We start from the raw sequence: 25952 nt of genomic DNA, 5'->3' as shown, positions 1-25952 counted from the left end.
CGACGGCGGCAGCGGGCTACCACCTGCGACGCGCCGGTGGTCGGCGGTCGCCCGGTATGTGATGCGCTGCCCGCAGCGAACAGTGCTGACCAGTCTGAACTCGGCAAGGCGCAGTGACGTCGTCGTCGATCGACCACGTACCGCCGGGGGTATCGACGCCCAGGCGCTACGGAATCTGCTCGGTCCGGCACTACGGATGGCCGGGGCGGTGCCGGTGGACCTGTCGGCGGTGACGTATCCCTCAGGCCCCGGCCGTCGGATCCTGAGGGATCGTACTAAGCCGGGTGGGCCGGAGCCGGCGCGGCAGACGGGTGCTGAGGCCGTACGGTTGCTCACCGAGCAGGAGGACCCGGCAGGGTGTGGGTCTACCCCCGCGGGGGTAGACATTGGTCATGGATTCTCACGAGGAGCAGCGGCAGCGCGATGACGAGCCGGGCGGGTGGGACGGTGACATGGTGACGATCACTCCGTGTGTGAACGGCCCATTGCTGGTGCGCGGAACGGTCGCGTTGCGCACCCAGGCCGGGGAAGTGATCGAAGCGGGCCGGGACACCATCGCGTTGTGCCGGTGCGGCCGCTCGGCGATCAAGCCTTTCTGCGACGGCACCCACAAGGTCGCGAAGTTCCAGGCCGCCAGCGGCCCCACCCGCGACCCGCTGCGCCCCGACGCCGGCTGATCCGTACGGCGTCGTCACGAACATCCGGCGGCGCGGCGCGGGTGCGGGGGTCAGGCGGCGTCGGACGGCGCCCAGGCCTGCGTGCGCAAGGAGCTGTGCCCGGCTTGCCAGCTGGTGAGCACATGCTCGGCCATGGCGTTGTCCACGGCCAGCGCGCACGCGGCGCCGAAGAGGAGGTCGCCGGTGGTGGAGGGGTAGTCGGCCGCGTAGCCGCCACACAGATCGTGGGCTGCGATCTGTTCGTGCACCGCGTCGGCCTCGACGTGCTCGTCGTAGAACAACGTGGTCGCGGCGTCGTAGCCCAAACGGCGCAGGCCGTTGCCGTAGCGGCGGTTCGGCAACGACGAGGTCATCTCGAACACCGCCAGATGACCCAGCAGCGCCGGTGTCCAGCGGCGGTGCAGGCCGAACAGCGACATCGTGTTGCTCACGGCCAGTGTCACCCCGGGCACCTGGTCGAGAAACGCGCCGTAGGTGTCGTCGAGCCCGAGGTCGCGCATCATCGAACCGAACAACTGGGAATGCATTCGCTCGAACCGGCCGCCGCCATACTCGTCGGCCTGGATCTCCACCAGCGCCGCTTTCGCCCGCCCGCCGACGCGCGGGATCGCCCAGCTATGCGGATCGGCCTCCTTGAGGTGGTAGATCGAGCGATGCGCGACGAACTCGCCGAACTGCTCGGCCGTGGCCTCACGCTGCAGATACGTCGCCAGCGGCGGGCCGTTGTCGGCGTCGATGAGAGCGGTGAGCGCCGCCGGGACCGCCTCGGGCGCGACCCGTTCCCGAGGCGCGTCCGCCGTGACGTGCTCCAACGCCGCCAGCAACCGGCGCTCGAGGACACGGCGCAGCGCCAGTAGCGAGGGTTCGGTTTCCCACGCGTGGTCGACGTCGTCGAAACCGCGATAGCTCAGCTCGTAGCAGACCCACAGACTCAGCTGCAGATCTTCCTCACCCAGAGCCGCCCCCGCGTCCCCAGTACGCGATTGCCGCGCGGCGTGTTCCACGGCGGGTGGCAACGCGTGTGGCGGGCGGGTGAGATGGGCCAGCAGGGTGGTGCTGACCGGACCACGAGGGCGGGGTGTCCGCATGGCGTCAGGTCCTTTCTCGACTGTTCCGACTGCCTGGTGATACCCCGGTAACCGATCTTCCACGCGCGTTGTAGCTGCGAGTCACACGTGGGGGCGACCACTCCGAGTCGAAGGCCCACTCGCCACGGAAGAACTTCCGCGACCTGAACGAGGTTCTTCCGCACTCGGACTGCGCGGCGGGGACTTCCCGTTGCAGACTTGCCGGAGCTGACAGCGCTAGCGAAGGGGACAAAGAGCGATGTTCGAAGGGTTCGAGCTCGAAAACGTCGATGTCGGCGACGTGACCCTCAGGGTCCGCCACGGCGGGTCAGGGCCGCCTCTCGTTCTCCTGCACGGTCACCCCCGCACCCACACCACCTGGTACGACGTCGCTCCCCGGCTCGCGGACGTCTTCACCGTCGTCTGCCCGGATCTCCCCGGCTACGGCCAGTCCTCGAAACCCGAGACCACCGAAGACCACTCCGCCCACTCCAAACGCGCGATGGCCCGGCACATCGTCGCGCTCATGCGGCACCTCGGCCACGAACGGTTCGCCGTCGCAGGCCACGACCGGGGCAGCTCGGTCGCCTACCGGCTCGCCCTGGACCATGCCGAGGCCGTCACGAAACTCGCAGTTCTCGACGGCCTCCCCATCGGCGAGCACCTTTCCCGCGCCGATGCGGCCTTCGCTCAGGCCTGGTGGCATTGGTTCTTCTTCGGCCAGCTCGCGAAACCCGCTGAGCGGGTGATCAACGCGGATCCGGACGCCTGGTACGGCGGCGATCCCGAAGCGATGGGTGCCGAGAACCACGCCGACTTCCTGCGCGCGATCCACGATCCCGAGACCGTCCACGCGATGCTCGAGGACTACCGCGCGGGCCTCGGTCCTGACCGCGACGCCGATGACGCAGACAAAGCGGCCGGGAACAAGATCACCTGCCCCGTCCTCGTGCTGTGGTCCAGCCGCGACGACCTCGAAGACCTCTACGGTAGTCCGGTCACCGTCTGGCAGGAGTGGGCCGGGGACGTCCGCGGGCATGCCGTCGATTCCGGCCACCACATGGCCGAGGACAACCCCGCCGACCTCGCCGCAGCGCTCCGCGCATTCTTCGGATGAGCAGCGTTCGGGCGAGCCGACAGCGGCCCGTTGGGAAGTCGCCGCGCACGATCTACGGCGGTCGCGAGAGCGTTGGATGGGGGGATGACCACGCTTCCGATTCGTGATCGTGCCGGCAATGTCTTGCTCGGCGTTCGTTTCCTCGGGGAAGAGGCGTTGGCGGTCTCTGCCGAGCGGGCGGTCATGCCCGCGTCGCTGGTCGTTGTCGTTCACGCGGGCTCTGTCCTGACGATGTTCGACAGCCGGCGCAGGCAGTGGGAACTGCCGGGCGGCATGCGAGAGCCCGGAGAGGCCCCGCGTCAAGCCGCTGTGCGGGAACTACGCGAGGAGACAGGCATCGACGGGGTCGACTTGACCTTCGTAGCGGTTGCCGAGTTCGCTCTCGTGGAGCCGGCGCGTCGGGAACTGCTGGCCGTCTACCGGGGTGAGCTCCAGGTGGTGCCTCGGCTCGTTGTGAACGACGAGGCACTGGGCTTCCGGTGGTGGCGGCCAGCGGAACCGGTGAGCGAAGAGATGAGTCCGCTGGACGCGGAAATCGCCAGGCGCGTGTTTCTTCGCGACCAAGACGGTGAGGGTGGCCCGTTCGTTCAGGAGACCGAGTAGCGGTGGCTGTGCTCGAGCGGATTTCGGCGATGCTGATCTGAACGATCCGGTCGGCGCCCAGGTCCCGCGGCCGTTCCTGGTGGTCGCCGAGATCTTTGAAGGCGAGGCTCTCGTCGCGAGCGTAGGCGGAAGGGGTGGCGAGGGCGCCTGTCAGTGTCGTTGTCGTTCTCGTCATCCTTGTGTCGCGTTCAGTTCGGCTCGACCGGCGAATTCCTCTTCGCGGGCAGGCGAGGGGCAGGGAAAGACCAGGCAGGAGACCGCCGCGATGGCGGCGAGTACGGCGATGGTGACCGCCATCGCGGTATGTCCGTCGCCCATGCCGACGAGCGGTGAGACGACGGCCGCGAGTCCGAACTGCGCCGCGCCCAGTACGGCCGATCCGGTTCCCGCTGCTCCGGGCACCGCGTCCAGGGCGATCGCGGTGGCGGGTCCGAGGATGAATCCCAACGACGAGACCGCGAAGAAGATCGGTACAGGCAGCCAAGCGACGCTGATCGGCAGCAGTGACATGACGAGCAACACGGCCGAAGCACCGGCGAGCCAGCTGACGCCGACGGTGAGGACGCGGCGCGGTTCGGTGCGCCGCAGTGACCGCGCCGCCGCCGCGCTGCTCAGCACCAGGCCGAGTGCGTTGAGTGCGAACATCAGCCCGTAGCCGACGGCGCTCATGCCGATGACCGTCTGATACAGGAAAGGTGACGCCGAGATGTAGGCCATCAGCACGGCGAAGGAAAAGACGAGCGTGACCGTGGCGGACAGGTACGCACGACTACGCAGTGCTCGGAGCCCGCCACTATCAGAGCGCCCTCTTCTTTCCTTCGGAAGGCTCTCTCGCACCATCACCGCGGACCCGGCGAGCATCGCGACGGCCAGCCCCGCCAGGACACCGAGGATTCCGCGCCAGTGGATCGCTTCGATCAGCAGGCTGCCCAGCAGCGGCGCGACCACCGGCGCCACCCCGCCGACGATCATCATCAGGCTGAACGCGCGGGCGGCGGCGCGGCCGGTGGCCAGGTCGGCGATGACCGCGCGGCCGATGACCATACCCGCCGCGGCGCTCAGTCCCTGCAGGAGTCGCGCCGCCAGCAGAACGGCGATCGTGGGTGCGATCACCGCGAGGACGCTCGCGACGACGAACACCGCCGAGCCGACGAGTAGCGGTCCTCGCCTGCCCCAGCGGTCGGATACGGGGCCGAAGATCAGTTGCCCCGCCGCGAGTCCGAGCAGGAACGTCGTGAGGGTCAGTTGGATCGCCGTGTCGCTGGTCCCCAGGTCCACGGCCATCCGCGGGAACGCCGACAGGTAGAGGTCGATGCCGAACGGGGCGACGCTGGCCAGCAGGGCGAGCACGAGGAGCAAGGGGACCGGGATGGTGTCGCGGGACGAAGCGTCCACCAGTTCTCCTATCAGATGATAGCTATCAACTGACAGGAAATGTACCATTGCCTGGTGGACGAGGAGCAAACGTCGCGGCTGTTCGAACTCGCCGACCTGATCCTGGCGGTGGGCCGTCAGATCCACGCGTCCAAGGAGTTCGCGAACAGGGAGTTCGCTTCCGAGTCGTGGACGCCGCTGGAGAGCGCCGTGATGCGGTTCATCGACCGGAACCCTGGCACGTCGGCGCGCGCCGCGGCGGAGGCCACCCAGCTGATCTCCAGCAACTTCAGCAGGGCGGTGCGAGGACTGGAGAAGAAGGGTCTCGTGCACCGCGAAACCGATCAGGACGACGCCCGGCGAATCCGTCTCTACCCCACCGCCCGCGCCCACGAGAACCTGCGGCAGCTCCGCGAGATCTGGAGCGGGCTGCTCGACGGGATCGTGTCCGATCCGGACGAAGTCGACGCCGTCACCTCGGTTCTCCGGCGGGTCGAAATCCAGCTCACCGCGAAAGCCGCCGCCACGGACATCCCCGGGAAATCCGGATAGCCACGGCCGCCGCGAATCTTTCCGGAAAATGACGGGATCGCGAAGAGCGTTGCCCTCGCGGATCGCCGGTGTTCCGATTCCCTCCGACATCGACAGCTGGAGGGAACCCATGGAAATCGGTAAGCCGTCGGCACGTTCGAAGCCGCGACGCAAGGTCTTCGCCTTGGCGCTTTTCGCGCCTCTCGTAGCTCTCGTCGCGGTGCCCGGCGCGGCGGCCGCCGAGACGGCGGTCGACCGTACGATCAAGGTCGTCACGTACAACGCGGGAGACGCGAGTGGTCTCAAGGCCGACCTCGTCCGTCTCATCGAGACCGAACGCCCCGCCGTCCTCGGCCTGCAGGAGGTCGCCGACCGCGAGGACGTGGTGAAGGAGGCGGCGGCCGCGACAGGGTATGTCGCCATTTACGAGGCCGACCGCCGAGCGGTCAAGCACAACGCCATCCTCGTGCGCGGAAACCTGACCATCGCCGGCCATGGCGCGCGCGAGATCTCGCCCGCGTCCAAAGTGGACCCCGCCACACCTGGTACCGGGCCCGCGGAGCCCGGTGACTGTGGCTGCTGGGTACCGCCGAAGTACGTCAACTGGGTACGGGTCGGAGGAGCGGGCTTCGAGTGGGTCGTCGGCGTCGTGCACCTCACCCCGTCCGCGCAGCGGTTCGACCTCAACCGCGAACTGCACAACCGGCAGGTCCGCGAAAGCGCGGACTGGTTCTCCTCTCGCGCGGCCGAGCCGGTGCTCATGGGTGACTTCAACGCCGAACCGCGCTCGGATCTGATGGCGGGGCTGCGGCGCGTGGCCGAACCCTCCAGCGCTCCGAGCCATGACACCAAGTCCATCGATCACGTGTGGGCGAAGAAGGACTCGACCGGATCCGAGACCGATGCCCTCCCCGGCTACGGAAGCGATCACCGCCCTGTCCGTGTCCGTGTGACGGTGACCCGATGAGGCGCGCCCTGTTCACCGTCGCGGTCGTCGCGGCCCTGCTGGCGGCCGTACCGAGCGCGACGGCGGCCCCGGCCGAAGCCGGGCCGCGCGACGAGTCACTGGACTTCCGATTCCCGGCGGCGGATCTGATGCGAGTGCCGGAGACGAACACCTACCTGGCGATCGGTGCGAGCATCCCCGGCGTCAAGCTGCCCTACGCGATGGTCGAGTTCGGCAAGGGGGCCTTCCAGCGCCGCGGTGCGATCGACGGCGACGCGTGGGACGGTGTCACGTTCCCCGCCGGTTACTGGGCAAGGCCGGACTCTCCACTGTGGACACCGGCGATGCTCGCGCGTCAGGAGGACGGCAGGGTCGTCTACTACGTGTTCTACAGCGCGGCACTACCCGGCCCCGAGCCCGCCGGCCAGGCGAAGCACTGCATCGGCTACGCGACGTCGTTACGCGCCACGGGCGAGTTCCTCGCCAATGCCGATCCGCTGTTCTGCCCGGAGCGCGGGTGGGCGATCGACGCCGACGTGAGCAGGGGACAGGGTGAGGTCTGGCTGACCCTGCGCAACGGGGCGTGGACGCGGGACCGGGTCACCGCCCTGGGTGCCGCCAAACTGGACTTCGACCGCTCCCGCCACGTGCGGCGGTTGTCGGAAGCCGATGCGAAGAAGCTCCTCGACAACGCGAATCTCGAGTGGACGTGGCACAACAGCCCGCCGGACGACGTCCTCACGATCGAGAATCCCAACGCCGTCCGCATCGACGGGGAGTGGTACCTCTTCTATTCGGGGAACAACTGGTACGCGAACCGCTACGCCACCGGCGTCGCCTACTGCGGTACGGCGTTGACCGACAACCGGTGCACGCCGATGTCCGAGCAGCGCGCGTACTTCTCCTACGAGCCCGACCCGGACGGCGAACCGCGGTTCCGGCCGGGCCTGCCGGACAAGTACCACAAGAAGAACCTGCCGGGTAACAAGCGAGGGCCCGGCGCGTTCAACGCGTTCCAGGCGCCGGACGGCTCTTGGTGGGCCGCATGGAACTACATCACCGACGCGAGTCCGCTCCCGGGGGAAGACCCGTCTCCGGAACGACGGAGCAGAATCGCGCGGCTGACCAAAACCGGCGGTGGGGCCACCGCCGAGTTCACCGTGACCTGGTGACCGGAGACCTCGGCCGCCTGCTCGCGCGGAGCAGGCGGCCGAGGTCCTCTCCACCTGACGCCGAGGAGACCGTCGCGGCACCGTGAATCAGGCGATCCGGTAACTCGATGTCGTCGTCCGGGTGCGGCGCGTCCGGCCCAGTCCACTTTGGACGAGGGCGACCGGCGCCCGCGCGGTCCGTGCGCCCCTCTGCCGGTCTGTGTGCCGGGGTGTGGCTGACAGACTGCGGGGGTGATCGTCGGATATGTGCTCGCGTTGCTGGCGGCGTTGGCCTCGGGTAGTGGCTCGGTGCTGGAGTCGGTCGGTGTCCGCCGCGCCGGCGCCTTTGGTGGTAGTGCGCTGGACCTGGTGCGCCTGCGACGGCAGTGGATCTACTTCCTGGGTATCGGCGTCGACCTGGTCGGGTTCGCCTGTGCGGCGGCGGCGTTGCATCGGCTGCCGCTGTTCCTCGTGCAGTCGGTGCTGGCGTTCAGTATCGGGGTGACGGCCGCCATTTCGGCGTCCATGGGCACCCGGTTGGCGGCGGGAGGCTGGGTGGCGCTCGGTGTCGGGGCGGTGGGCCTGGTGCTGCTGGGAATGTCGGCGCAGCCGGGTCCGGCGAAGGTGCTTCCGGCGGCGTGGCGGTGGGTTCTGCCCGCGATGGCGCTGGTCGTGGGGGCGATCGCTTGGTATGTCCGGCGGTTCGACCGTCCGTGGACCGCGCAGGTGCTGGGTTTCGCGACGGGTGTCGGCTTCAGCGTGGTCGGTGTGTCGGCGCGCACTTTCGCGGCTCCGTCGTCGGGCTGGGCGGTGCTGGTGGAACCGGCCGTGTGGGGGATGGTCCTCAACGGCCTCGCGGCGGCGGTGGCGTTCGCACTGGCGCTGCAGAAGGGTGGTGCGACGGCGGTCAACGCGATCATGTTCACCACGAACACGGCGTTGTCCTCGGTCATCGGCCTGGTCTTCCTCGACGACCGTATCCGTGACGGCTTCGCCGCCTTCACGGTCGCGGGACTGATCCTGGCCATGTCGGGCGCGATCGTCACCGCCCATTACGCCACCCACGCCAAGGAACCCTTCCGCGCGGCCCCAAAGGGTGCGTGAGCGACGTCATAAGCCGGAAACCGACCTTCCGGTTGGTAAGGTTTTACGTGACCAACTCGCGTGAGCGCATCCTCGACAGCGCGGTGCGGCTCCTACGGTCCGGCAGCACGCTGTCGCTCGAATCGGTGGCCGTCGAGGCGGGCCTGGTGCACCATCACCGCACCAAACAGGCGCTCCGCTCGAGGTGAGAGGAGTCCGTGAAACGGGAGTTGGCGGTCGCGGCCTTCCCCGTGTCACCGCGGATCACCTCGGCGGGTGGAGGCCGCGTTCTTCACCGGAGAATTGTTTCCCGCGACGCCGGCTCCAGCTGCACGCGGAAAGGAGCGAGGTGGCGGCGACCGCCCCGCCCACCATGAGAACCGGAATCGGGTTGCGTCAGGGAGCCGGCGGTGCGGAGAGTTGCTCGATGGTTCGATCCGCCCTGCCCCCCCACGGGCACGATCTCGGCCCGCTTCGCAACCCTGCTCGGACAAACCGCTGACCGAGGTCGCCGCGGTGAGACAGAGCCGGTGTGCCGGCAGGGCGAGCCCCGACGGCACACCGGCGACCGCGTGGATCGCGCCGCGACCGGTTACGGAATGACGCGGTTGCGCAGATTGTTCGGGTACGGCCCTTCGCCGTGAATGTTCAGCTCGTTGCCCACCTCGAAACTGTAGAACGGGTGCGAGTTGAAGTAGCTGTCCAGATTGGTTCCGCCGAAGCAGATCAGATCCGCGCCACCGCCCGAATTGGGGCCGTTGCACAGGCTCAGCGTCGGATACCGGAACGAGTCCAGCGGCCGGAAACCGGCGCCGCCGGGGCCGGGTACGGGCAGGTGCCCGATCAGTCCGCCGGGGTCGCCCGGCCAGTTCGACTCGACGGGCTGCCGCCGACCGTCGGCGAACAGCACACCCTGGACGTTCCGTCCGGGCGGCTCGGTCTCCAGCACGGTGCCCGCGACGAGGGCGCCGAGGCTGAACCCGACGATGTACACCTTGGTGTCGAGGTCACAGCCGTAGGTGACGTAGAGGTTGTAAAGAGCGGTCCTGAGGTTGGCGACGCCCGCGTCGACGTCGGCGTACAGGTTGATGTCCCCGGCGCCGTTCGGGTACGGGATGCGCACCGGGTTGGCGCCACCCGGCGCGAGCGCCGGGTCCAGCAGTTTCTGGGCGCCGCCGTCCTGGTATCCGGGCACGACGAACATGACCGGCCCGCACGCGCCGTCCGGCTTTGCGGCGGCCGCCTGCGCCGCCCCCGAACCGGCGACCGCGCTTGCCAGGGTGATGACGGACAGGACGGCGGTCGCGAGCAAACGCGCTCCGACTCTTCTCATCGGTTTCTCCCCACTGTCGAATTCCCATGACGAACGGTAATGAGCGCCGATGAAATATCGATGAAATGCCAGGCCCCGCTGAATGTGTCATCGAAATTCCAGAGTGGCCATGCCGGGCTTCGTGACGCACATTCCGGTGGCTACGGGAGGGCTCATACGGGATGGGGTGTCGACGCGATCATCGAGCCGGTGGTGGGCATCGCGACCAAGTTCCTGGCGGAGACATCGGGCCCTGCTGAGCAACGCGGAGGCGACCGCGAAGTCGCACCAGAGTTGAGCCTCCGCCGCGACGGCGGTCTCGTGCCGGCGTTCCGGGCGATGCGTAGTCAGCCCATCGTGGCTCTGCGGCGCTAGCCGGCCGCGAGGTGTCAGGTTTCTCGATCGGGTAACCGGCGGCTGTTTACGGTTCGTTCACCAGTGAATCGACGCCTCGGAGGTTCGTCCCTTGCCGGAGAGGTCTGACACGGCGGCCACGCTCACCCATCAGGCGGCCAGACTCGGTGAGTCGGATCCGGCGCGCGCCCGCGAACTGCTGGGCGCCGCGCTCGCGAACGATTACGACTACGAGCCCGCCTGGCGCTGGCTCGCCGAGCTGGTCACCGACGACGGCGAGCGGCGGTTCTGCCTCGACCGTGCCTACGCGATCAAGGTCGATGCGGCGACCGCCCGTGCCCGCAAGGCGCTGGCGGCCGTGCCGTCGACGCCACCCGCCGAAGTCGCCGACCTGATCGACCCGCCGCCGCCCGCCACGGCCACGGCCGTGCCCGGCCGCCCTCGAAAGACGCGGTGGGTCGCGGTGGGCGTGGCCGTGGCCGTCCTGCTCTCGGTGCTCGGGATGTGGGCGGCGTCGGGGGACGAGCGGGGCGAGCCGGTCCACGTGGCGCTCGTGGCGGGGATGACCGGTGACAACGCGGTGGCCGCGTCGCAGATGGAACGCGCGGTACGGATGCACCTCGACACGGTGAACGCCGAGGGCGGTGTCCACGGGCACCCGGTGGAACTGCTCGTTTACGACGACGAGGACACCGTGACCGCGGCTGTCGGCATCGCCCAGCGGATCGTCCGCGAGAACAAGGTGATGTACGTGATCGGGCACGCCGGCAGCGACACCACGCTCGCGGCGGCACCGATCTACCAGCGGGCCAGGATCCCGGCCATCACCCCGTCGGCGGGCGCGTCGATGATCACCGACGGCAGCGACTGGTACTTCCGCAGCATGTTCGGCGACCGGACGCAGAGCGACTTCCTCTCCGTCTACATCTCGCGTGTCCTGGGTTCGGCCACCGCGGCCGTCGTCCATGAGGAGGACGAGGACGGCCGGTCCGGCCGGGAGACGTTCCTGGAGTCGTTCGGCGAGTTCGGCCGCGTGACCGCCGATCTGCCGATCGCCATGGGCCCGGGAGCACACGCGGCGTCGGTCCAGGCCGCGGTCACCGAGCTCAGGACACACGACCCGCGTGAGCCGATCCTGCTCGCCGTCAAGAAGAAGAGCGGCCTGGAGCTGATCGAGGGGCTGCGTTCGGCAGGTGTCACGGCGCCCATCGTCGGTGTCTCGGCGCTGAGCTCGCGGGCCTTCCACGCCTCACTGGTCGACGCCGAACGGAAGCGGAGCCTGCCGGGCTCGCTCACCGGGGACCTGTTCATGGGGACGCCGATGGCCCACGACTCGCTGTCCGGGACCGCCCAAGTCTGGGCCGACGCCTACGAGCGGCGCTACGGGGAACGTCCGCAGTGGCAGGCCGCGACGGCCCGGCAGGCCGTCAACGTCGGCCTGCACGCGATGCGGGCCGGAGGTCTCGACTTCGGTGAGGACCACCTCGGACAGGACCGCGAACGGGTGCGCGACACGATGGCGTCGTTGAAGGACAAGAAGAACTCCTTCCCGGCACTACTGGGGCCGCTGTACTTCACCGCGAACGGGTCGGCGCAGATGGCGGTGTCCGTAGTGACCAGTGACGGGGCCCGGTTCGTCTCGGCGCCGACCCAGTTCACGATCCACGAGCCGCTGACCGAGGAAGCCCTGAGGGCCGATGTGGCGGACGGGAACGTCATCGCGGTCAAGAACCGGTACCTCAGCCGCCGTCAGGTCGTGGCCACCGGGATCAACATCAACGAGATCCGCGAACTGGACACCGCGGCGGGCACCTACTTCGTCGACTTCTTCGTCTGGTTGAAGTACACCGGCGACCACGTCGCGGCCGACGTGCAGTTCGTCAACGCGGTCCGCCCCGATCTGACGCTCGGGGAGCCGCTGCGCGACGTCACCAAGAATGGGCACACCTACCGCCTCTACCGGGTGGCCGACCGGTTCAAGAGCGCACTGGAGTTCCGTGACTTCCCGTTCGACCGTCAGCGGCTCACCGTGCTGCTGCAGAACCGGACCCAGACCGCCGACCAGGTGTCGTACGTGACCGACAAGGAGATCCTCGACCAGGACCCCCGGGTCTACCTGCGCAGCGGCGCCGACGCCACCGCCGACATCAACCAGGTGCCGAACTGGGTCGCCTCGTCGGTCCGGTTCTACCGGCAGACCGTCGGCAGCAGCGACGCCCTTGGCGACGGCCAGGCCACCGGGACCACGACCGGTATCCACTACAGCCAGTACGCGGGCGAGGTAGAGCTCAAGCGGGACACCCTGCCGTTCCTGATCAAGAACCTGCTGCCGCTGGTGCTGCTGATCGGCGTCACGTTCCTGTGCCTGTTCTTCAAACCGGACGACGACCGGGGCGCCGTGTCGATGGGCGTCACCGCGATATTGAGCACCGCGGTCCTGCTCAACAACGTGACCTCCCAGCTCCCTTCGGTCAGCTACATCGTGGCCTTGGAATGGGGCTACTACTCGTTCATCCTGCTCGCCGGCATCTGTGTCCTGATCACCATGGTGCGCAAACGCCTCGCCGTGACGAAACGCGACCACGCCGAACAAGTCCTGAGCAGAACCGCCCGTATCGGCTACCCCGTCTACCTTCTCGCGGTCGTGGCCTGGTTCGCGCTCGTCTACGCGTGAGACTCGACCCGTGCGGTCCTGTGGGCTTGACATTTCTGGTGCCTGCGAGGCCGAGTGGGGAAGATTTGGGACGTTGAATGTCCGAAATCCTCCCCGCTCGGGCGTGTGCCAGGGTTCTTGGGCATGTCCCTGAACCCCTGTCGATCAAGCTTCGCAACCGGTGTGACTCCGCGACGATGTAGGAGTTGGAACATTCAACGTCCGAATTCCTACATCGTCGGCAGCGACGACAACCGCCTGACCTGCAAGGAAGCCTTCACACGGTTGCTGAGGCTGCAGTCAGGTGTTCCGAGTCCGTACTCATCCACCCCAACCGCCTCCAACACTCACGACACCAGCTCGGGACTCGCTAGCCTCCGTAGCCGGTGGCGACCGCCGTGGCGCGGTCCCGCAGGGAGGTGCGCAACCAGTGCGGGGCAAGGGCTTCCGCGTTGGTGGCGAGCTGCCACAGTGCCCATTCGGCGTGTCTCGAGTCCTGGAAGGTCAGCTCCAGCCGTAGCCAGCCGTCCGCGTCGGCATCTTCGGCGAGGACGGCCAGCGCGGTGCCCACCAGGTCCTCCCGTCGCGCCGGGTTCACCCGCACCCGCACGGCGACCTGGTCGCCACCGGTCCGAAACCGCGTGCTGCGTTCCTGCCAGGCCCGGTCCAGGTTGACCAGGTCGGCTCGTTCGGCGGGTTCGGGGAGTTCCTCGGCGGCCGACACCCGGGACAGCCGGTAGGTGCGGTCCTCGCCGGACCTCGTGGCCAGCAGGTAGCCCTGCTCGCGGACGGTGACCAGGCCGATCGGGTCCACCGTGCGCCATTGCGGTTTCCCGCCCGTTGCCGCGTAGTGGATGCGCAGCTTGTGGCCGGCGAACACCGCGCGCCGGATCTCGGCCACGATCGCGTCGGGCACCTCCTCGACGGCCACTCGGCGCGCGAGGAGGTCGGTCTCCGGGTCGATGAGCAGGCGCTGGGCCGCGCCCGCCGCGGTGTCGCGATGGCCTTCGGGCAGCGCGTCGACCACCTTGAGCATGGCGGAAGCGAGCGCCGAGCCGAGTCCGAACACCTGCGCGCCGCGCCGCGATCCGGCGACCAGCAGGGCGAGTGCCTCGTCGTGGTTCAGCCCGGTGAGCTCTGTCTGGAAACCGGGCAGCAACGCGAAACCGCCGTGCCTGCCGCGTTCGGCGTAGACCGGGACCCCGGCCGCGGACAGCGCCTCGATGTCCCGCAGCACGGTGCGGGTGGACACCTCCAGCTCGCGGGCCAGCGTGGCCGCGGACAACCGGCCGCGGTGGCGCAGCAGCAACACCAGCGAGACCAACCGGTCGGCGCGCATGCCGAAAACTCTAGCGGAATACACGACACAGGATGTCGTGATTCGCTGAGAGGCTCCTCCCATGACAAGCAAGACCGTGGCCACTGAGCCGAACGACCTGGGCAAGTACTTCATCGAACGTGGCAACGCGGGCGATGTCGAGGGGCTGGTGGCGTTGTACGAGCCGGACGCCGTGCTGGCGTTCCCGCCGGGCTCGCTCGCGACAGGACACGCGGAGATCCGCAAAGTGTACGAGCAGTTCGTGGCGGCCGCGCCGGTGCTCGAGCCGGGCAGGCAGCATCCGGCGCTGGTGGCCGGCGACCTGGCGCTCACGGTGGTCACGCTGACCACCGGTGAGCTGACCGTCGAGATCGCCCGTCGCCAGCCGGACGGTTCGTGGCTCTGGGTGCTGGACCAGCCGATGCTCGTGCCGTAGTGGAGCGGCGGTTCGCGACGATCGGCGTCTACGGCTTCACGGCAGGCGCTTTCGTCGAGAGGCTCGTCGGCGAGGGCGTGGGGTTGCTGCTCGACCTCCGCCAGCGCCGCGGCGTCCGGGGCCCTGACTACTCCTGGGCGAACTCGGTGCGGCTCCAAAGCGCGCTCGCCGCGGCGGACATCGGCTACCGGCACGTGAAGGAACTCGCGCCGACGACCGAGCTACGCCGGCTCCAGTATCGCGAGGACGACCGCCAGGGCGTGGGCAAGCGCGACCGTGTCGCGCTGGCGCCCGAGTACGCCGAGCGCTACACCCGGGAGATTCTCGACCCGTTCGATCTCGGCGCGCTGGTGGCGGGGATTTCCGGCGACTCGGTGACCGTGCTCCTCTGTGTCGAGCGTGATCCGGAGGCATGCCACCGTTCGCTCGTGGCCGCTCGCGTCCGCGCCGAACAGCGTTCGCCGGTCACGGACCTCCGCCCTCACTGAGATCGGATCGCACCCGCCCGTTCTTCCTGGCGGGTGCGATCCGAGGAATTCTCGTCAGGTCGAGCAGTTCTTGGCCGAACCCGTGTTCACCTTGGCCCCGGTGAACTCCTCGAGTATCGCGATGTTTTCCGGGGCGTAGTTCTTGGCGACGATCTTGTCCACGTCCGGGCTGCCGAGTTTGCCGGCATAAGACGCGGATTGATCGAGCCAATACGCCGCACGGAGAAACTCGACGAGTACCAGTTCACGCAGTTCGGGCTGAGCCTTGGCCTTGGCCCAGTAGGCGGGATATTTGGCTTTGGCGACGCGCAGGTAGAGCAGAAGGTACCGAATATTCGTGGCGACGATGTCCCTGGAGTTGCTGGCTCCCACGCCTTGGATGTACTCGGCGACCACCGTCGCCGCGGGCAGTCCCATGAGTCCCGCGTTGAGTTCCGCCATGACGCCCTGCATGCGATACGACCCTTGCTGCTGGTCTCGCAGGTAGATGCCGTCCATCGAGTCGGTGAGCTTGTCCGTGATCAGCGGCAGTATTTCGCGCCGGGCGAATCCACCGTGGAGTGGTACCTTCATCGCCTTGCGGGAATTGTTGATCCACGCGGACATGTACACGTCCCAAGAGGTTCTCGAGGGATCCAGATCCCACATATGGGTCTCTTCGTGGATCGCCACCATCAGGGATTCGGCGAGCCCGTTGAAGCTGGTCTTGGTGACGAACTGGCTGAAATACTTGTCCTTCGCTTGAGCGATCGCCAGGCCCTCGCCGCTGGGCCACCGCCGCTTGTACACGGCCTGGATCGTCTGCAACCACTTCGAAGACTGGAAACCGGCTTTGATGTCACTGACATCGGCCTTCGGCTGCACGGGCTCTTCGTAGCAGAAGGGGGCACGTACGCCGGTCGTACCGACGTCTTGAGCCGCGGCGGTCGCCGGAATCGAGGTGAGGGACAGAGCGAGGCATACGGTCAGCACGGAAATGGGATATTTTCGACGCATAAGGACCTCGGTTCACGGTAGGGATTTTCCGTGGGTCAGGTCGGCAGTGTCCCCTACTCCGCACCGTTACTTCAATGATCTCGCTCCGACTGCGGCTGTACAGGCTAGGAATTATGGCGGCGAACGGGCGAGCCGGTGATCCTCAGCTTCGCGCCAATCGGGACCTGCGCATGCCGTACCCGAAGTAGATCAGCAGTCCGAGCGCCATCCAGCCGCCGAAGACGACCCAGGTGGCGCCGTCGAGGCTGAGCATCATGTAACCGCAGCACAGCACCCCGAGGATCGGCGTGACGGGGGAGAACGGCACGCGGAACGAGCGCGGCGCCTCCGGTTCCCGTCGCCGCAACAGCAGGACGGCGACGTTCACCAACCCGAAGGCGAAGAGCGTGCCGATGCTGGTGGCGTCGGCCAGCTTCCCGAGCGGGATGAACGCGGCCAGTGTCGCGACGAAACCGGAGACAACCAAGGTGTTGATCCGCGGCGAGCCGGTCTTGGGGTCCACTTTGGACAACGCGGCCGGCACCAGGCCGTCGCGGGACATCGAGAACAGGATGCGGGTCTGTCCGTAGAGGACGGTCAGTACGACGCTGGAGATCGCGACGATCGCGCCGACGGCGAGCAGCGCGGCCCACAGCGGGTTGTCGGACACGGCGCCGAGCACGTGCGAGAGCGCGGCTTCCTGGCCGTCGAACTGCTGCCACGGCAGCGCGCCGACCGCGGCCACGGCGACAAGGCAGTACAACACGGTGACGATGGCGAGCGAGAGCAGGATCGCCCTCGGCAGGTCGCGCTGAGGGTTTTTCGCCTCCTCGCCCGCCGTCGACGCCGCGTCGAAGCCGATGTAGGAGAAGAACAGTTTGGCGCCACCGGCACTGAGCCCCGCCAGGCCGAGCGGCAGGAACGGGGTGAAGTTCGCCGCCCGCACGGCGGAGAACGCGATCGCGCAGAACAGTACCAGCGTGCCGATCTTGACCACGACCATGATGGTGTTGACCCGCGCGCTCTCCTTCGCGCCGGACAGCAACAGGACCATGGCGAGCAGCACGACGACGATGGCCGGGACATTGACGATCCCGCCCGAGCCCGGTGGCCGGCTCAGCGCGTCCGGGATGGCGACCCCGAGGGTCAGCCGCAGCAGCTCGTTGACGTACTGCCCCCAGCCGACGGCCACCGACGCCACGGAGACGCCGTACTCGAGCACCAGGCACCAGCCGCAGACCCACGCGACCAGCTCGCCGAGAGTGGCGTAAGTGTACGAATAGGACGAACCCGACAACGGGATCATGCCGGCGAGTTCGGCGTAAGAGAGCGCGGAGAACAGCGCGGTGATACCGGCGAGCGCGAACGACAGCACGACCGCGGGACCTGCGACGGGCACCGCTTCGCCGAGTACGACGAAGATCCCGCTGCCCAGCGTCGCGCCGATGCTGAGCGTGGTCAGCTGCCCGAGGGTGAGGGTTCGCTTCAGCGTGCCATGATCACTCTCGGTGATCAGGTCGGCGACCGGTTTCCGCCGCACCATCGCGGCTCGCAGATTCATGCCGACGACCGTATCCGCCGCCTCCAGCGTGCTGAACACGAGATCGTTGCGTCGTTAGCTGAATTACAGATGATCAGGCGGCGATCTCGCGTGATCAGGCGGCGATCTCGCGTGTCCAGGCACATGTGTCACGCCTTGGACGCGCTCACCGCAGCCCGGAAAGGAACTCCGCGACTCTCCGGAGGCGCGACGGCCTGGGACCGGGATCGGCCGTCCGCAGCACCTACGGTCCCTCGTTCCCTGCGGGACGGCGCACTGCGGACCGTGCTCCCTGGCTTCGATCTTGGTGTCCACGTGGAACGGCGGTCAAGCGAAAACCGTTGGCATCGAAGGGAAAGTGACCGGAATACCACGGTATTCCCGGCGGGCGTGGTTCGAGGGGACAGTGATCTCTGTGCGAACAGGCAGTCGTCGTGCCGGACCGGAAGAACGCCCCGGTCGTCACTTCTGCCGGTTCTTCCTCATGGTCGCCGAGGGGGTCCGAAGGTGGAATTGAGCCCATCGAAGCCGTCGATCACCGGGAGGTCAGCGTGGCGAGCAACCGTGTCACCGGGGTGACCGCACTGGCGGGCCGGGCACCGTCGCCGTCCGACGGCAACGCCTTCCTCGCGTCCTTGCACGCGGAGCACCGCGAGCACCTGCTGCGGTTCACCCGCCGCCTGCTGCCCACCGACCCGCACCGGGCCGAGGACGTCGTGCAGGAATGCCTGTTCCGTGCCTGGCGGAACAGCGAGACCCTCGCCGGGAAGGGAAGTTCGGTCCGAGGCTGGCTTTTCACGGTGGCCCGCAACCTCATCGTCGACTGGTCCCGCCGCGACAACGCCCGCCCGGTCGTGTTCGGCGACGACGACTTCGATCTGCTGCCGGGCGGTACCGACTTCGCCGACGAGGTCGTGGAACGGTGCGTCCTCGAAGAAGGACTGGCCCAGCTGACGCCGACGCAGCGGGAAGCCCTCGAACAGATCTACCGGCACGACCGCACCCGGCAACGCGCGGCCGTGAGTATCGGGGTGCCGGTCGGCACGGTCAAATCGCGGGTGCACCACGCGCGGATCGCGATGACGGAGGTGCTGGCCTGCAACGGGGTCACGGCCGCGGGCTGGTGACCCGCCCGGTCTCAGGCCGATTCCCGGACGGCGACGCCGAGCGTGCCAGCCAGTTTCCGGGCCATGCTCCTGGCGAGAGGGGTCTCGTACCGGGCGCATTCGGCGAGGGCACGCACCCGGTGCCGCCGGGCTTCCTCCGGTTCGCCGACGGCGTCGGCGATCTCGGCCAGCTCGACCATGATCTCGATCTTCGTTTCGGACTGGCGTTCTTCGGCGAGGGCGGACCGCAGTTGTTCTTCGGCTTCCCTCAGCCGTCCGGCCCTGGACAGCACCCGCCCGCGCAGGTGCTGCGTCCGCGCCACCCCGAACATCGCGTCGTGCTCGCGGAACAACGACTCGGCCTCCGCGAGCAGTTCCAGCGCGGTGGCGACGTCCCCGCTCGCCGCCAGGCTGTCGGCGAGTCTGGTCAGGACCATGGACAGCAGTTCGTCGTTGCCCGGCGCGGTGGCCGAACCCCGGTAGTAGGCCACGCTCCGCCGTTGCACGGCCACGGCTTCGTCGAACTCGCCGAGGGTGTGCAACATGCTGCCCAGCAAGGACAACGCGAGATGGTGACCGTTCGGATAACCGGCATGTTCGAACAGCTCCACCGCCCGCCTGCTGATTCGCGCGGCCTCACGGGGCGAACCGAGGCGCCGGGTGATGGCCGACCCGTAGTACAGCGACCACGCCTCCGTCACGACGTCTCCCGCGTCACCCGCCGCCACCACCGCGAGCTTGTGCGCGGCCAGTGCTTCACGCGGTTCCCCGCAAAGCGCGTAGAGCGCCCATGACACGTAGTTCAGCTGCTCGGCCGCGGATTTGACGTCACCCAAGGCCCGCGCCGCCGCCGCGCCTCCCCGGAACACCTCGAGCCACAGATCGCCGGTACCGCGCAGATCCGAGTACCAGTGCATCGCCTCGGCCAGATCGAGGACGCGGCGGTGTTCACCCCGACCCACGGCCGCGCGCAGGGCGCCGCGCCAGTGCGTCTGCTCCCGCGCCAGCCACCGGGCCGCGGAATCCCGGTCGTGCACGGGATCGGGCCCGTCGACGGCGGCCGTCACCTCCGGCCGGTCGTGGTCGAAGAACTGCGCGGCCTTCGTCGCCACCGTCAGCAGCCACTTCCGGACGCGCTCACCGGCGGCGTGCACGTCCTCGGCCCGTTCGGCGGTTTCGAGCCGCTCCATGGCGTAGACGCGCAGCAGGTCGTGGCTGGTGTAGCGGCCGGGTGTGCCGCTGAAACCGAGAAGGCTGGCTTCGGCCAGTTTCTCCAGCGCCGCTTCGACCTCGTCCGCCGGTTGCCCGGAGGCCACCGCGGCGAGTTCGACGGAGGTGTCCGAACCGGGCACCAGCGCCAGCAGACGGAACACCTTCGCGACGTCGGGAGTCAAGTGGCGGTAGGAAAGTTCGAAGGCGGCGCGGACCTGGAGGTCGCCTGCGGTGAGCACAGACAGCCGCCGCCGTTCGTTCTCCAGCTGGTCGGCGAGATGCGCGATCGTCCACTGAGGACGGCTGGCCAGCCGGTTTCCCGCGATGAGCAACGCGAGCGGCACGCCGCCGCAGAGCTTCGCCACCCGCCGCGCCGCGTCCGGTTCGCCGGTCAGCCGTCGCTTCCCGGCGATCACGCCGAGCAGTTCCGCAGACTCGTCTCCCGACAGTGAACCGAGCGAGATCCGGTGCCGCGCGTCCAGTCCGGCGAGGGTGTTCCGGCTCGTCACCAGCACCATGGAGCCGGGACTGGTGGTCAGCAGCGGCCGCACCTGGGCCTCGTTGGCGGCGTTGTCGAGGATGAGCAGCACCTCGCGGTCGCGCACCAGGGAGCGATAGAGGGCCAGCCGGTCGTCGGGATCGTTGGGGAGCCCGCGTTCGTCCACGCCGAATCCGCGCAGGAGCCGGTGCACGGCGCGTTCCGGGCTGAGCGGCTGGAGATCCATGCCGCGCAGGTCGAGGAACAGGCAGCCGTCGCCGAAATGCCGGGCGAGCCGATGCCCGGCGTCCACGGCGAGCGCGGTCTTGCCCGCGCCCGGCAGGCCGTGGATCACCGCGACCTGCAGGCGTGCCGAGGATCCGGCGTCCCGCGCGACGTCGTCGAGGATCCGCTGTTCGGCTTCCCGTCCGGTCAGTTCGGTGAGGTCGGGCGGGAGGGCGGCGACAAAGGACCTCGGCGCTTCGGGTTCGCTCTCCGGTGCCGGGGTCTCCGACGGCGCGGGCAACCGGCGTCCGGATCGGGCCAGATCGCCGAAGTCACCGGCTTCCTTGCCCGCCAGGCCGAGTCCTTCGATAAGCAGTTCCGCGGTACGCCGCTGAGGACTTCGGACGCGTCCGCGTTCCATGTCGCTGATGCTGCGCACGCTGATCCCGGTCCGCTCCGCGAGCTTTTCCTGGGTCATGGGGATGCGCAGCCGGTAGAAGCGCAGGAAGTCACCGAACGCGGTCGTAGCCACGCAGTAGAGCCCCTTTCAGCGACGCCGTGCCGATGGCGGCCATCCTGCCATGGCGCGGCGTCGCCGAAAGAGGGGTCAGGGGAGGTCGGCGGGGGACAACAGCCGCAGGTCGGCGACGGTGGGGGCACCCGTGGTGCTGAGCCGCCCGGCCTGACGGGTCATCATGATCTCCATCACTTGACGGGCGTAACGGGCGTTGCCGAACGCTTCGCCGCGTTCCACGTCCGCGAAATGCCGCCGCAGCGCGATGACCGTCTCCGGGGCGCACTCGTAACCGTTGGTCGTCGCCATCCGGTGCACGATGGTCACCAGGTCGTCGGTGCTGTAGTTCTCGAACTCGATGTGCCGGGAGAACCGGGAGGCGAGACCGGTGTTGGAGGAGAGGAACTTCCGCATCTCCGCGGAGTAACCGGCGACGATGACCACCGTGTCGTCTCGATGGTCTTCCATCAGTTTGACCAGGGTGTCCACGGCTTCCTGCCCGAAGTCACCGCCCGTGGCGCCTTCCGGTGTGAGGGCGTACGCCTCGTCGATGAACAGCACGCCACCACGCGCGCTTTCGAACGCCTCCCTGGTCAGGTGCGCGGTGTGCCCGACGTAGCGACCGACGAGGTCGGCCCGCGCGACCTCGACCAGATGACCTTTGCGCAGCACGCCCAGCGCGGCGAGCAGTTCGCCGTAGAGCCTCGCCACGGTGGTCTTGCCGGTACCGGGTGCCCCGGCGAACACCAGGTGATTGCTGATCGCGGGGACCGGCAGACCGGCCTGACGCCGCTGCCGGGCGGTCGCGATCAGGTTCACCAGATCGTTGATCGCGTCCTTCACCCCGGCCAGGCCGATCATCGAGTCCAGCCGCGTCCGCAACGCCGTCAGCGCGCCGTCGTCACCGGCCCCCGCGCCGGCCGCCACACCACCGGGCACGTCGGCGGGGAGCAGGAGCGACAGGCTCTGGTCGTCCGCGTCCTCTTCGCTCGCGAGACGGAACGCCTGCAGGTCCACCATCTCCTCGAACACCTTGCGCGCGGCCCGCCCGTTGCCGAAGTCGTCACCGCGTTCCATCCGTCCGAAGTGGACGGACAGGGCGTTCCTGGTGTCCTCGGGTACCTGGTACTGGTGTGCGGTGCACATGCGCTCGACGATCGTCACCAGTTCGTCGGTGGCGTAGTTCTCGAACTCGATGGTCCGGGTGAACCGGGACGCGAGGCCGGGGTTGGACTGCAGGAACGCGGTCATCTCCGGCGAGTAGCCCGCGGCGACCACCACGAGGTCGTCACGGTGGTCCTCCATCAGCTTGACCAGGGTGTCGACGGCTTCCCTGCCGAAGTCCGGCCCGCTGCCCTTGCTCTGCGCCGTCAGGGTGTACGCCTCGTCGATGAACAGCACACCGCCCAGCGCTTTGGTGAAGGTCTCGGTGGTCTTGATCGCCGTCCCGCCGACGATCTGGGCGACCAGGTCGGCCCTGGCGACCTCGACCAGGTGGCCGTCGCGCAGCACGCCGAGTTCGGCGAGGATGCTGCCGTAGAGCCGGGCGACGGTCGTCTTCCCGGTACCGGGCGGTCCGGCGAAGATGAGATGCCTGCTGGTCGGCGGCGCGACGAGGCCGGCCTGCTCGCGTCGGCGAGCCATCTTGTTGAGGTTCACCAGCGTCTTCACCTGATGTTTGACGCCACTGAGGCCGACAAGGGCCTCCAGTTTCGCGAGCGGCGCGTCCTCGTCTTCCGCCTGCCGCGGTGCCGCGTCCGTCGCGCCGGTGTCCGCGACCTCCACCGTGCTCGCCGTGCCGCCGTCGGTGTCCGGGCCGCCGTTGCCGTTGCTGGTCAGGTTCTCCACCGACAGCCGGGCGCTGGGCACGGTGACCCGCAGGCCGCCCCCGGTGTTGTCGGACGCGGTGCAGTCCACCAAGCTCACCGCGTCGGACGACTCGATCCGCACGCCGTCGCGGCGGTTGCCGCTGACGTCGTCGGCCGTCAGCTTCGCCCGCGCGCCGGCGTCCACCCGCACACCGTGGCCACGGGAGCGCCGGACCGTGGACCGGGACAGCGTCAGTTCGCCGCCGTCGTGCACCACTACTCCGTCTTCGCCCGCTTCGACGATCTCGCAGTCCCGGAGCGAGCCGACGCCGCCCGGTCCGATCAGGACACCGGACTGTCCCGGCTGGAACACCCGGAGTGTGCTGATGTAAGGACTTCCGCCCTCGGAGACGCTCAGACCGGCCTTCTTGGCGTCGCGGACCTCGCAGTCCTCCAGCCTGCCGCGGCCGTTCCCCGTGACCTCGATGCCGTTGCCGCGGCAGCCGTTCAGCGTCGCCCGGCGAAGAAGCGGGTTGGCCGCCGCCTCCACCAGCACGCCGTCGCCCGCGACGTCATGGACCTCCAGCCGGTCGAACTCGGCCGTCGCGCCGTCGGTGAGCAGCAGGCCCGCCGACGAGCCGCCGCGGACGGCCGTGCGATGGAACGAGGGGCCGCTCGCTTCGTCGACATGGATGCCCGCGCCGGTCGCGTCGGCGACCTCGCAGTCCTCGAAGGTGCCGCGGGATCGTCCGGTGACCCGGACCCCGACACCGCCGGTCTTGGCCGTGCGGCAGCGGCGCAGCAGGGGGTCGGCGCCGTCGGCGACGGTGATCCCGTCGCCGGTGGTGTTGGTGACGCGGCATTCTTCGAGCACCGGTGAGGAATGGGTGCTGACGAAGACACCGCTCGTGCTGTCCCGGACGGTGGTGTCGAGCACCTTCGTCGCACTGTCCTCTTCGAGGGCGATCCCCGGCCGCTCGGTGGCGGAGATGTCGCAGTGCTGGATGGTGCCCTGTGCCTGTCCGTTCGCGCAGACGCCGTTGCCCTTGGCGTGCCTCAGGGTGCAGTCGCGGACCGTCGGGTTGCCGCGTTCGGCGATCACCACGGCGGACGTCTGGACGTGTTCGACGACGCAGTCCTCGATCGTGCTGGGAGCGGGTGAGGTGACCACGATCCCCGCGCCGGCGGGGTTGGTCACCCGGCAGCCGCGCATCGCCAGCGAGCCCGAATTGCGGGCCAGCACGGCGGTCCAGGCGGCGCCGATGATCTCGCAGTCCTCCACCGCGGCCTGGCCACGCGCGACGTCGACGGCGGGCAGTTCCTCGTGCTGACCACGCAGCACCAGACCGGTGAGTTTCACCGCTTCGGCGGCGAGTTGCAGCACGCTGCCGTTGCGCGCCACGATCTCCACACTGCCGCGCACGTCACTGGCCGCGATGGTGACCACCTTCGTCACCACCAGCGCTTCGTCGTAGCGGCCGGGAAGCACGGAGATCACCGTGCCGTTGCGCGCGTCCTGCAGCGCGGCCGAAATGGTGCGATACCCCTGATCGCGGTCCACCGTGAGCACGTGCCGTGACACGAGCGCTCCCCTCGTCGTTCTGCGGGCTCCACCGTGGACAACGCGGTGGAGGCCCGGCACGGTTCACCTGGCGGGGAAACTGCCGGTCCTTCTTCGTGTTCGGCGCCCGCCCCGCGTGCTGGACTGGGACGATGAGGCGACAGCTGACCGTGGCGTGCGCGACGCTCGCCCTTCTGGCGAACGGTGGCCTCGCGGCCGCGCAGGACAGGGAACTCCCGCAGATCCCGCAGACCCTGCGTGCCGGGCAGCCGTGCACCGCCCCGTCGGGCAAGAAGATCCCTTCCGCGCCGTGGCAGCTTCCGTACCTCGGCGCGGAACGGCTCTGGTCGCTCTCGACCGGTACGGGCGTGACCGTGGCGGTGGTGGACACCGGTGTCGACACGTCGATACTGCCCGCGGACGCCATCGGTGAGGCCGGTACGGACTGTGTCGGGCACGGCACCGTCGTCGCGAGCCTGATCGCCGCGCCCCCGTCGTCCGACGCCGGGGTCTCCGGGCTCGCGCCGGGCGCGCGGGTGCTGTCCGTGCGGGGTACCGACAAATTCGGGGCCGCGACCGCGTCGGGCATCGCCGGCGCGCTCGACGCGGCCGTCGGCGCGGGGGTACGGATCATCTGCGTCGCGACGGCCGTCACGGAGGCGGATCCGGTGTTGCGGCAGGCCGTCGACCGGGCGATCGCCGCGGGTGCGCTGATCGTGGCCGCGGCGGGACGGGACCTCACCACGGCACATGACGTCCCACCCGGCCCGTACTACCCGGCGGCGTTCCCCGGGGTGCTCGCGGTGACCGCCATCGGCCCGGACGGAAAGGCCACGCCGGTTCAGGGAGCCCTCGCCGCACCGGGAAACCTGGTGGTGGGCAGGGGACCCGGCGGTGGCCAGGTCGTCGGCGCGGGCCCCGCGTTCGCCGCCGCGCACGTGGCCGCCGCGGCGGCGCTGATCCGGGCGTACCGGGGCGAGGTGACGGGCGCCGACCTCGCCCGGCGGCTGCGGGACACCGCCTCGCCGCAGGCCGGTGTCACCGTGCTCGACCCGCTAGCGGCCCTGACCTCGGTCGCGACGGCCGACGTCGGCGGGGCGGTGCGCCGCGAGCCGGTGACGTTGGTGCCGCCGCCCGACGTCGCGCCTGTCCGGCAGTCGGCTTTCGCTGTGGTGGCTGGGGTTATGGTGGCGGTGTGCCTGCTGGGGGCGGCGGCCGTGGTGGTGCCGCGGGGGCGGCGGCGAGGGTGGCGCGCCGGTCGTTAGCGGCTTTGGGGACACGCGAGGCGGCGTGTCGCGAAAGCCACTTTCGCGACGCTCAAGGTCTCGAAAGTGGCTTTCGCGACACGTTCCAGGGCGCTTTCGGCGAGCAGAAGCGCACCTCCGGTGGATGTCTCCGATGCCGCATTGGGGACATCGACCTC

The 25952-nt window shown here is 68.9% G+C and carries 22 protein-coding genes; 14 read left to right on the top strand and 8 right to left on the bottom strand.

All coding sequences use genetic code 11. The features are described 5' to 3' along the window. Positions 1–392: 392 nt before the first annotated feature. Entirely contained in the window at positions 393–677 is a 285-nt protein-coding gene (locus tag ACM6LR_RS37345) for a CDGSH iron-sulfur domain-containing protein (RefSeq protein WP_414941816.1), read from the top strand. A gap of 50 nt (positions 678–727) precedes the next feature. On the opposite strand, the gene ACM6LR_RS37340 is transcribed toward ACM6LR_RS37345, so the two are convergent. After that, positions 728–1765 (bottom strand): iron-containing redox enzyme family protein, encoded by a 1038-nt coding sequence (locus tag ACM6LR_RS37340; protein ID WP_414941817.1) that lies wholly within the window; start codon positions 1763–1765, stop codon positions 728–730. Between the two features lie 238 nt (positions 1766–2003). Between ACM6LR_RS37340 and ACM6LR_RS37335 the strand changes: the two genes are divergently transcribed. Next, positions 2004–2861 (top strand): alpha/beta fold hydrolase, encoded by an 858-nt coding sequence (locus ACM6LR_RS37335; RefSeq protein WP_414941818.1) that lies wholly within the window; start codon positions 2004–2006, stop codon positions 2859–2861. A gap of 84 nt (positions 2862–2945) precedes the next feature. After that, the gene (locus tag ACM6LR_RS37330; RefSeq protein ID WP_414941819.1) at positions 2946–3464 is read left to right on the top strand and encodes an NUDIX hydrolase; all 519 of its coding nucleotides are present in this window, start codon (positions 2946–2948) and stop codon (positions 3462–3464) included. 171 nt (positions 3465–3635) lie between these two features. Here ACM6LR_RS37330 and ACM6LR_RS37325 read toward each other — a convergent pair whose 3' ends face one another. Beyond that, the gene (locus ACM6LR_RS37325) at positions 3636–4859 is read right to left on the bottom strand and encodes a multidrug effflux MFS transporter (protein WP_414941820.1); all 1224 of its coding nucleotides are present in this window, start codon (positions 4857–4859) and stop codon (positions 3636–3638) included. 54 nt (positions 4860–4913) lie between these two features. Between ACM6LR_RS37325 and ACM6LR_RS37320 the strand changes: the two genes are divergently transcribed. The 5 genes from ACM6LR_RS37320 (at position 4914) to ACM6LR_RS37300 (ending at position 8758) form a co-directional block, all read left to right on the top strand. After that, positions 4914–5390: a MarR family winged helix-turn-helix transcriptional regulator gene (locus ACM6LR_RS37320; RefSeq protein ID WP_414941821.1), complete on the top strand. Its 477-nt coding sequence runs from the start codon at positions 4914–4916 to the stop codon at positions 5388–5390. 109 nt (positions 5391–5499) lie between these two features. After that, the gene (locus tag ACM6LR_RS37315; protein WP_414941823.1) at positions 5500–6336 is read left to right on the top strand and encodes an endonuclease/exonuclease/phosphatase family protein; all 837 of its coding nucleotides are present in this window, start codon (positions 5500–5502) and stop codon (positions 6334–6336) included. After that, positions 6333–7487 carry a family 43 glycosylhydrolase gene (locus tag ACM6LR_RS37310; RefSeq protein ID WP_414941824.1) on the top strand — a complete coding sequence of 385 codons (1155 nt, stop codon included), beginning with the start codon at positions 6333–6335 and terminating at the stop codon, positions 7485–7487. Before ACM6LR_RS37315 ends, ACM6LR_RS37310 begins: the two co-directional genes overlap by 4 nt. Before the next feature lie 231 nt (positions 7488–7718). Next, positions 7719–8570, top strand: a complete 852-nt coding sequence (locus tag ACM6LR_RS37305) for a hypothetical protein (protein WP_414945474.1) — start codon at positions 7719–7721, stop codon at positions 8568–8570. Between the two features lie 47 nt (positions 8571–8617). After that, the gene (locus tag ACM6LR_RS37300; protein ID WP_414945473.1) at positions 8618–8758 is read left to right on the top strand and encodes a hypothetical protein; all 141 of its coding nucleotides are present in this window, start codon (positions 8618–8620) and stop codon (positions 8756–8758) included. Positions 8759–9141: 383 nt separating this feature from the next. On the opposite strand, the gene ACM6LR_RS37295 is transcribed toward ACM6LR_RS37300, so the two are convergent. After that, entirely contained in the window at positions 9142–9882 is a 741-nt protein-coding gene (locus tag ACM6LR_RS37295; protein WP_414941827.1) for a hypothetical protein, read from the bottom strand. A gap of 39 nt (positions 9883–9921) precedes the next feature. Here ACM6LR_RS37295 and ACM6LR_RS37290 point away from each other — a divergent pair, with 39 nt between their 5' ends. Together ACM6LR_RS37290 and ACM6LR_RS37285 are read left to right on the top strand one after the other, a co-directional pair. Continuing rightward, the gene (locus ACM6LR_RS37290) at positions 9922–10236 is read left to right on the top strand and encodes a hypothetical protein (protein WP_414945472.1); all 315 of its coding nucleotides are present in this window, start codon (positions 9922–9924) and stop codon (positions 10234–10236) included. A gap of 91 nt (positions 10237–10327) precedes the next feature. Continuing rightward, positions 10328–12889, top strand: coding sequence for an ABC transporter substrate-binding protein (locus tag ACM6LR_RS37285; protein WP_414945471.1), 2562 nt, complete (start codon positions 10328–10330; stop codon positions 12887–12889). 349 nt (positions 12890–13238) lie between these two features. Here ACM6LR_RS37285 and ACM6LR_RS37280 read toward each other — a convergent pair whose 3' ends face one another. Continuing rightward, positions 13239–14207: a helix-turn-helix transcriptional regulator gene (locus ACM6LR_RS37280; RefSeq protein ID WP_414941830.1), complete on the bottom strand. Its 969-nt coding sequence runs from the start codon at positions 14205–14207 to the stop codon at positions 13239–13241. A 76-nt stretch (positions 14208–14283) separates the two neighbouring features. Here ACM6LR_RS37280 and ACM6LR_RS37275 point away from each other — a divergent pair, with 76 nt between their 5' ends. Further along, positions 14284–14622: a YybH family protein gene (locus ACM6LR_RS37275; RefSeq protein ID WP_414941903.1), complete on the top strand. Its 339-nt coding sequence runs from the start codon at positions 14284–14286 to the stop codon at positions 14620–14622. Further along, on the top strand, positions 14622–15110 hold the full coding sequence (locus ACM6LR_RS37270) for a DUF488 family protein (RefSeq protein WP_414941831.1): 489 nt from the start codon (positions 14622–14624) through the stop codon (positions 15108–15110). The genes ACM6LR_RS37275 and ACM6LR_RS37270 overlap by 1 nt, the downstream gene beginning before the upstream one ends. Before the next feature lie 54 nt (positions 15111–15164). Here ACM6LR_RS37270 and ACM6LR_RS37265 read toward each other — a convergent pair whose 3' ends face one another. Beyond that, on the bottom strand, positions 15165–16082 hold the full coding sequence (locus ACM6LR_RS37265; protein ID WP_414941832.1) for a hypothetical protein: 918 nt from the start codon (positions 16080–16082) through the stop codon (positions 15165–15167). Between the two features lie 166 nt (positions 16083–16248). After that, a complete protein-coding gene (locus ACM6LR_RS37260) occupies positions 16249–17646 on the bottom strand; it encodes an amino acid permease (protein WP_414941833.1) in 1398 nt (465 codons plus the stop codon). A gap of 530 nt (positions 17647–18176) precedes the next feature. Here ACM6LR_RS37260 and ACM6LR_RS37255 point away from each other — a divergent pair. Continuing rightward, on the top strand, positions 18177–18752 hold the full coding sequence (locus ACM6LR_RS37255; RefSeq protein WP_396565522.1) for a sigma-70 family RNA polymerase sigma factor: 576 nt from the start codon (positions 18177–18179) through the stop codon (positions 18750–18752). An 11-nt stretch (positions 18753–18763) separates the two neighbouring features. On the opposite strand, the gene ACM6LR_RS37250 is transcribed toward ACM6LR_RS37255, so the two are convergent. Together ACM6LR_RS37250 and ACM6LR_RS37245 are read right to left on the bottom strand one after the other, a co-directional pair. Continuing rightward, on the bottom strand, positions 18764–21178 hold the full coding sequence (locus ACM6LR_RS37250; RefSeq protein ID WP_414945470.1) for an NB-ARC domain-containing protein: 2415 nt from the start codon (positions 21176–21178) through the stop codon (positions 18764–18766). Positions 21179–21253: 75 nt separating this feature from the next. Next, positions 21254–24550 carry a right-handed parallel beta-helix repeat-containing protein gene (locus tag ACM6LR_RS37245; RefSeq protein WP_414941835.1) on the bottom strand — a complete coding sequence of 1099 codons (3297 nt, stop codon included), beginning with the start codon at positions 24548–24550 and terminating at the stop codon, positions 21254–21256. 131 nt (positions 24551–24681) lie between these two features. Between ACM6LR_RS37245 and ACM6LR_RS37240 the strand changes: the two genes are divergently transcribed. Then, a complete protein-coding gene (locus ACM6LR_RS37240) occupies positions 24682–25794 on the top strand; it encodes a S8 family serine peptidase (protein WP_414941836.1) in 1113 nt (370 codons plus the stop codon). Positions 25795–25952: the final 158 nt, after the last annotated feature.

The organism is Amycolatopsis sp. cmx-11-32, assembly GCF_047608695.1.
Classification (GTDB): domain Bacteria; phylum Actinomycetota; class Actinomycetes; order Mycobacteriales; family Pseudonocardiaceae; genus Amycolatopsis.
Note: the sequence above shows the minus strand (reverse complement) of the source record. Positions and strands in the feature narration are given on the sequence as shown.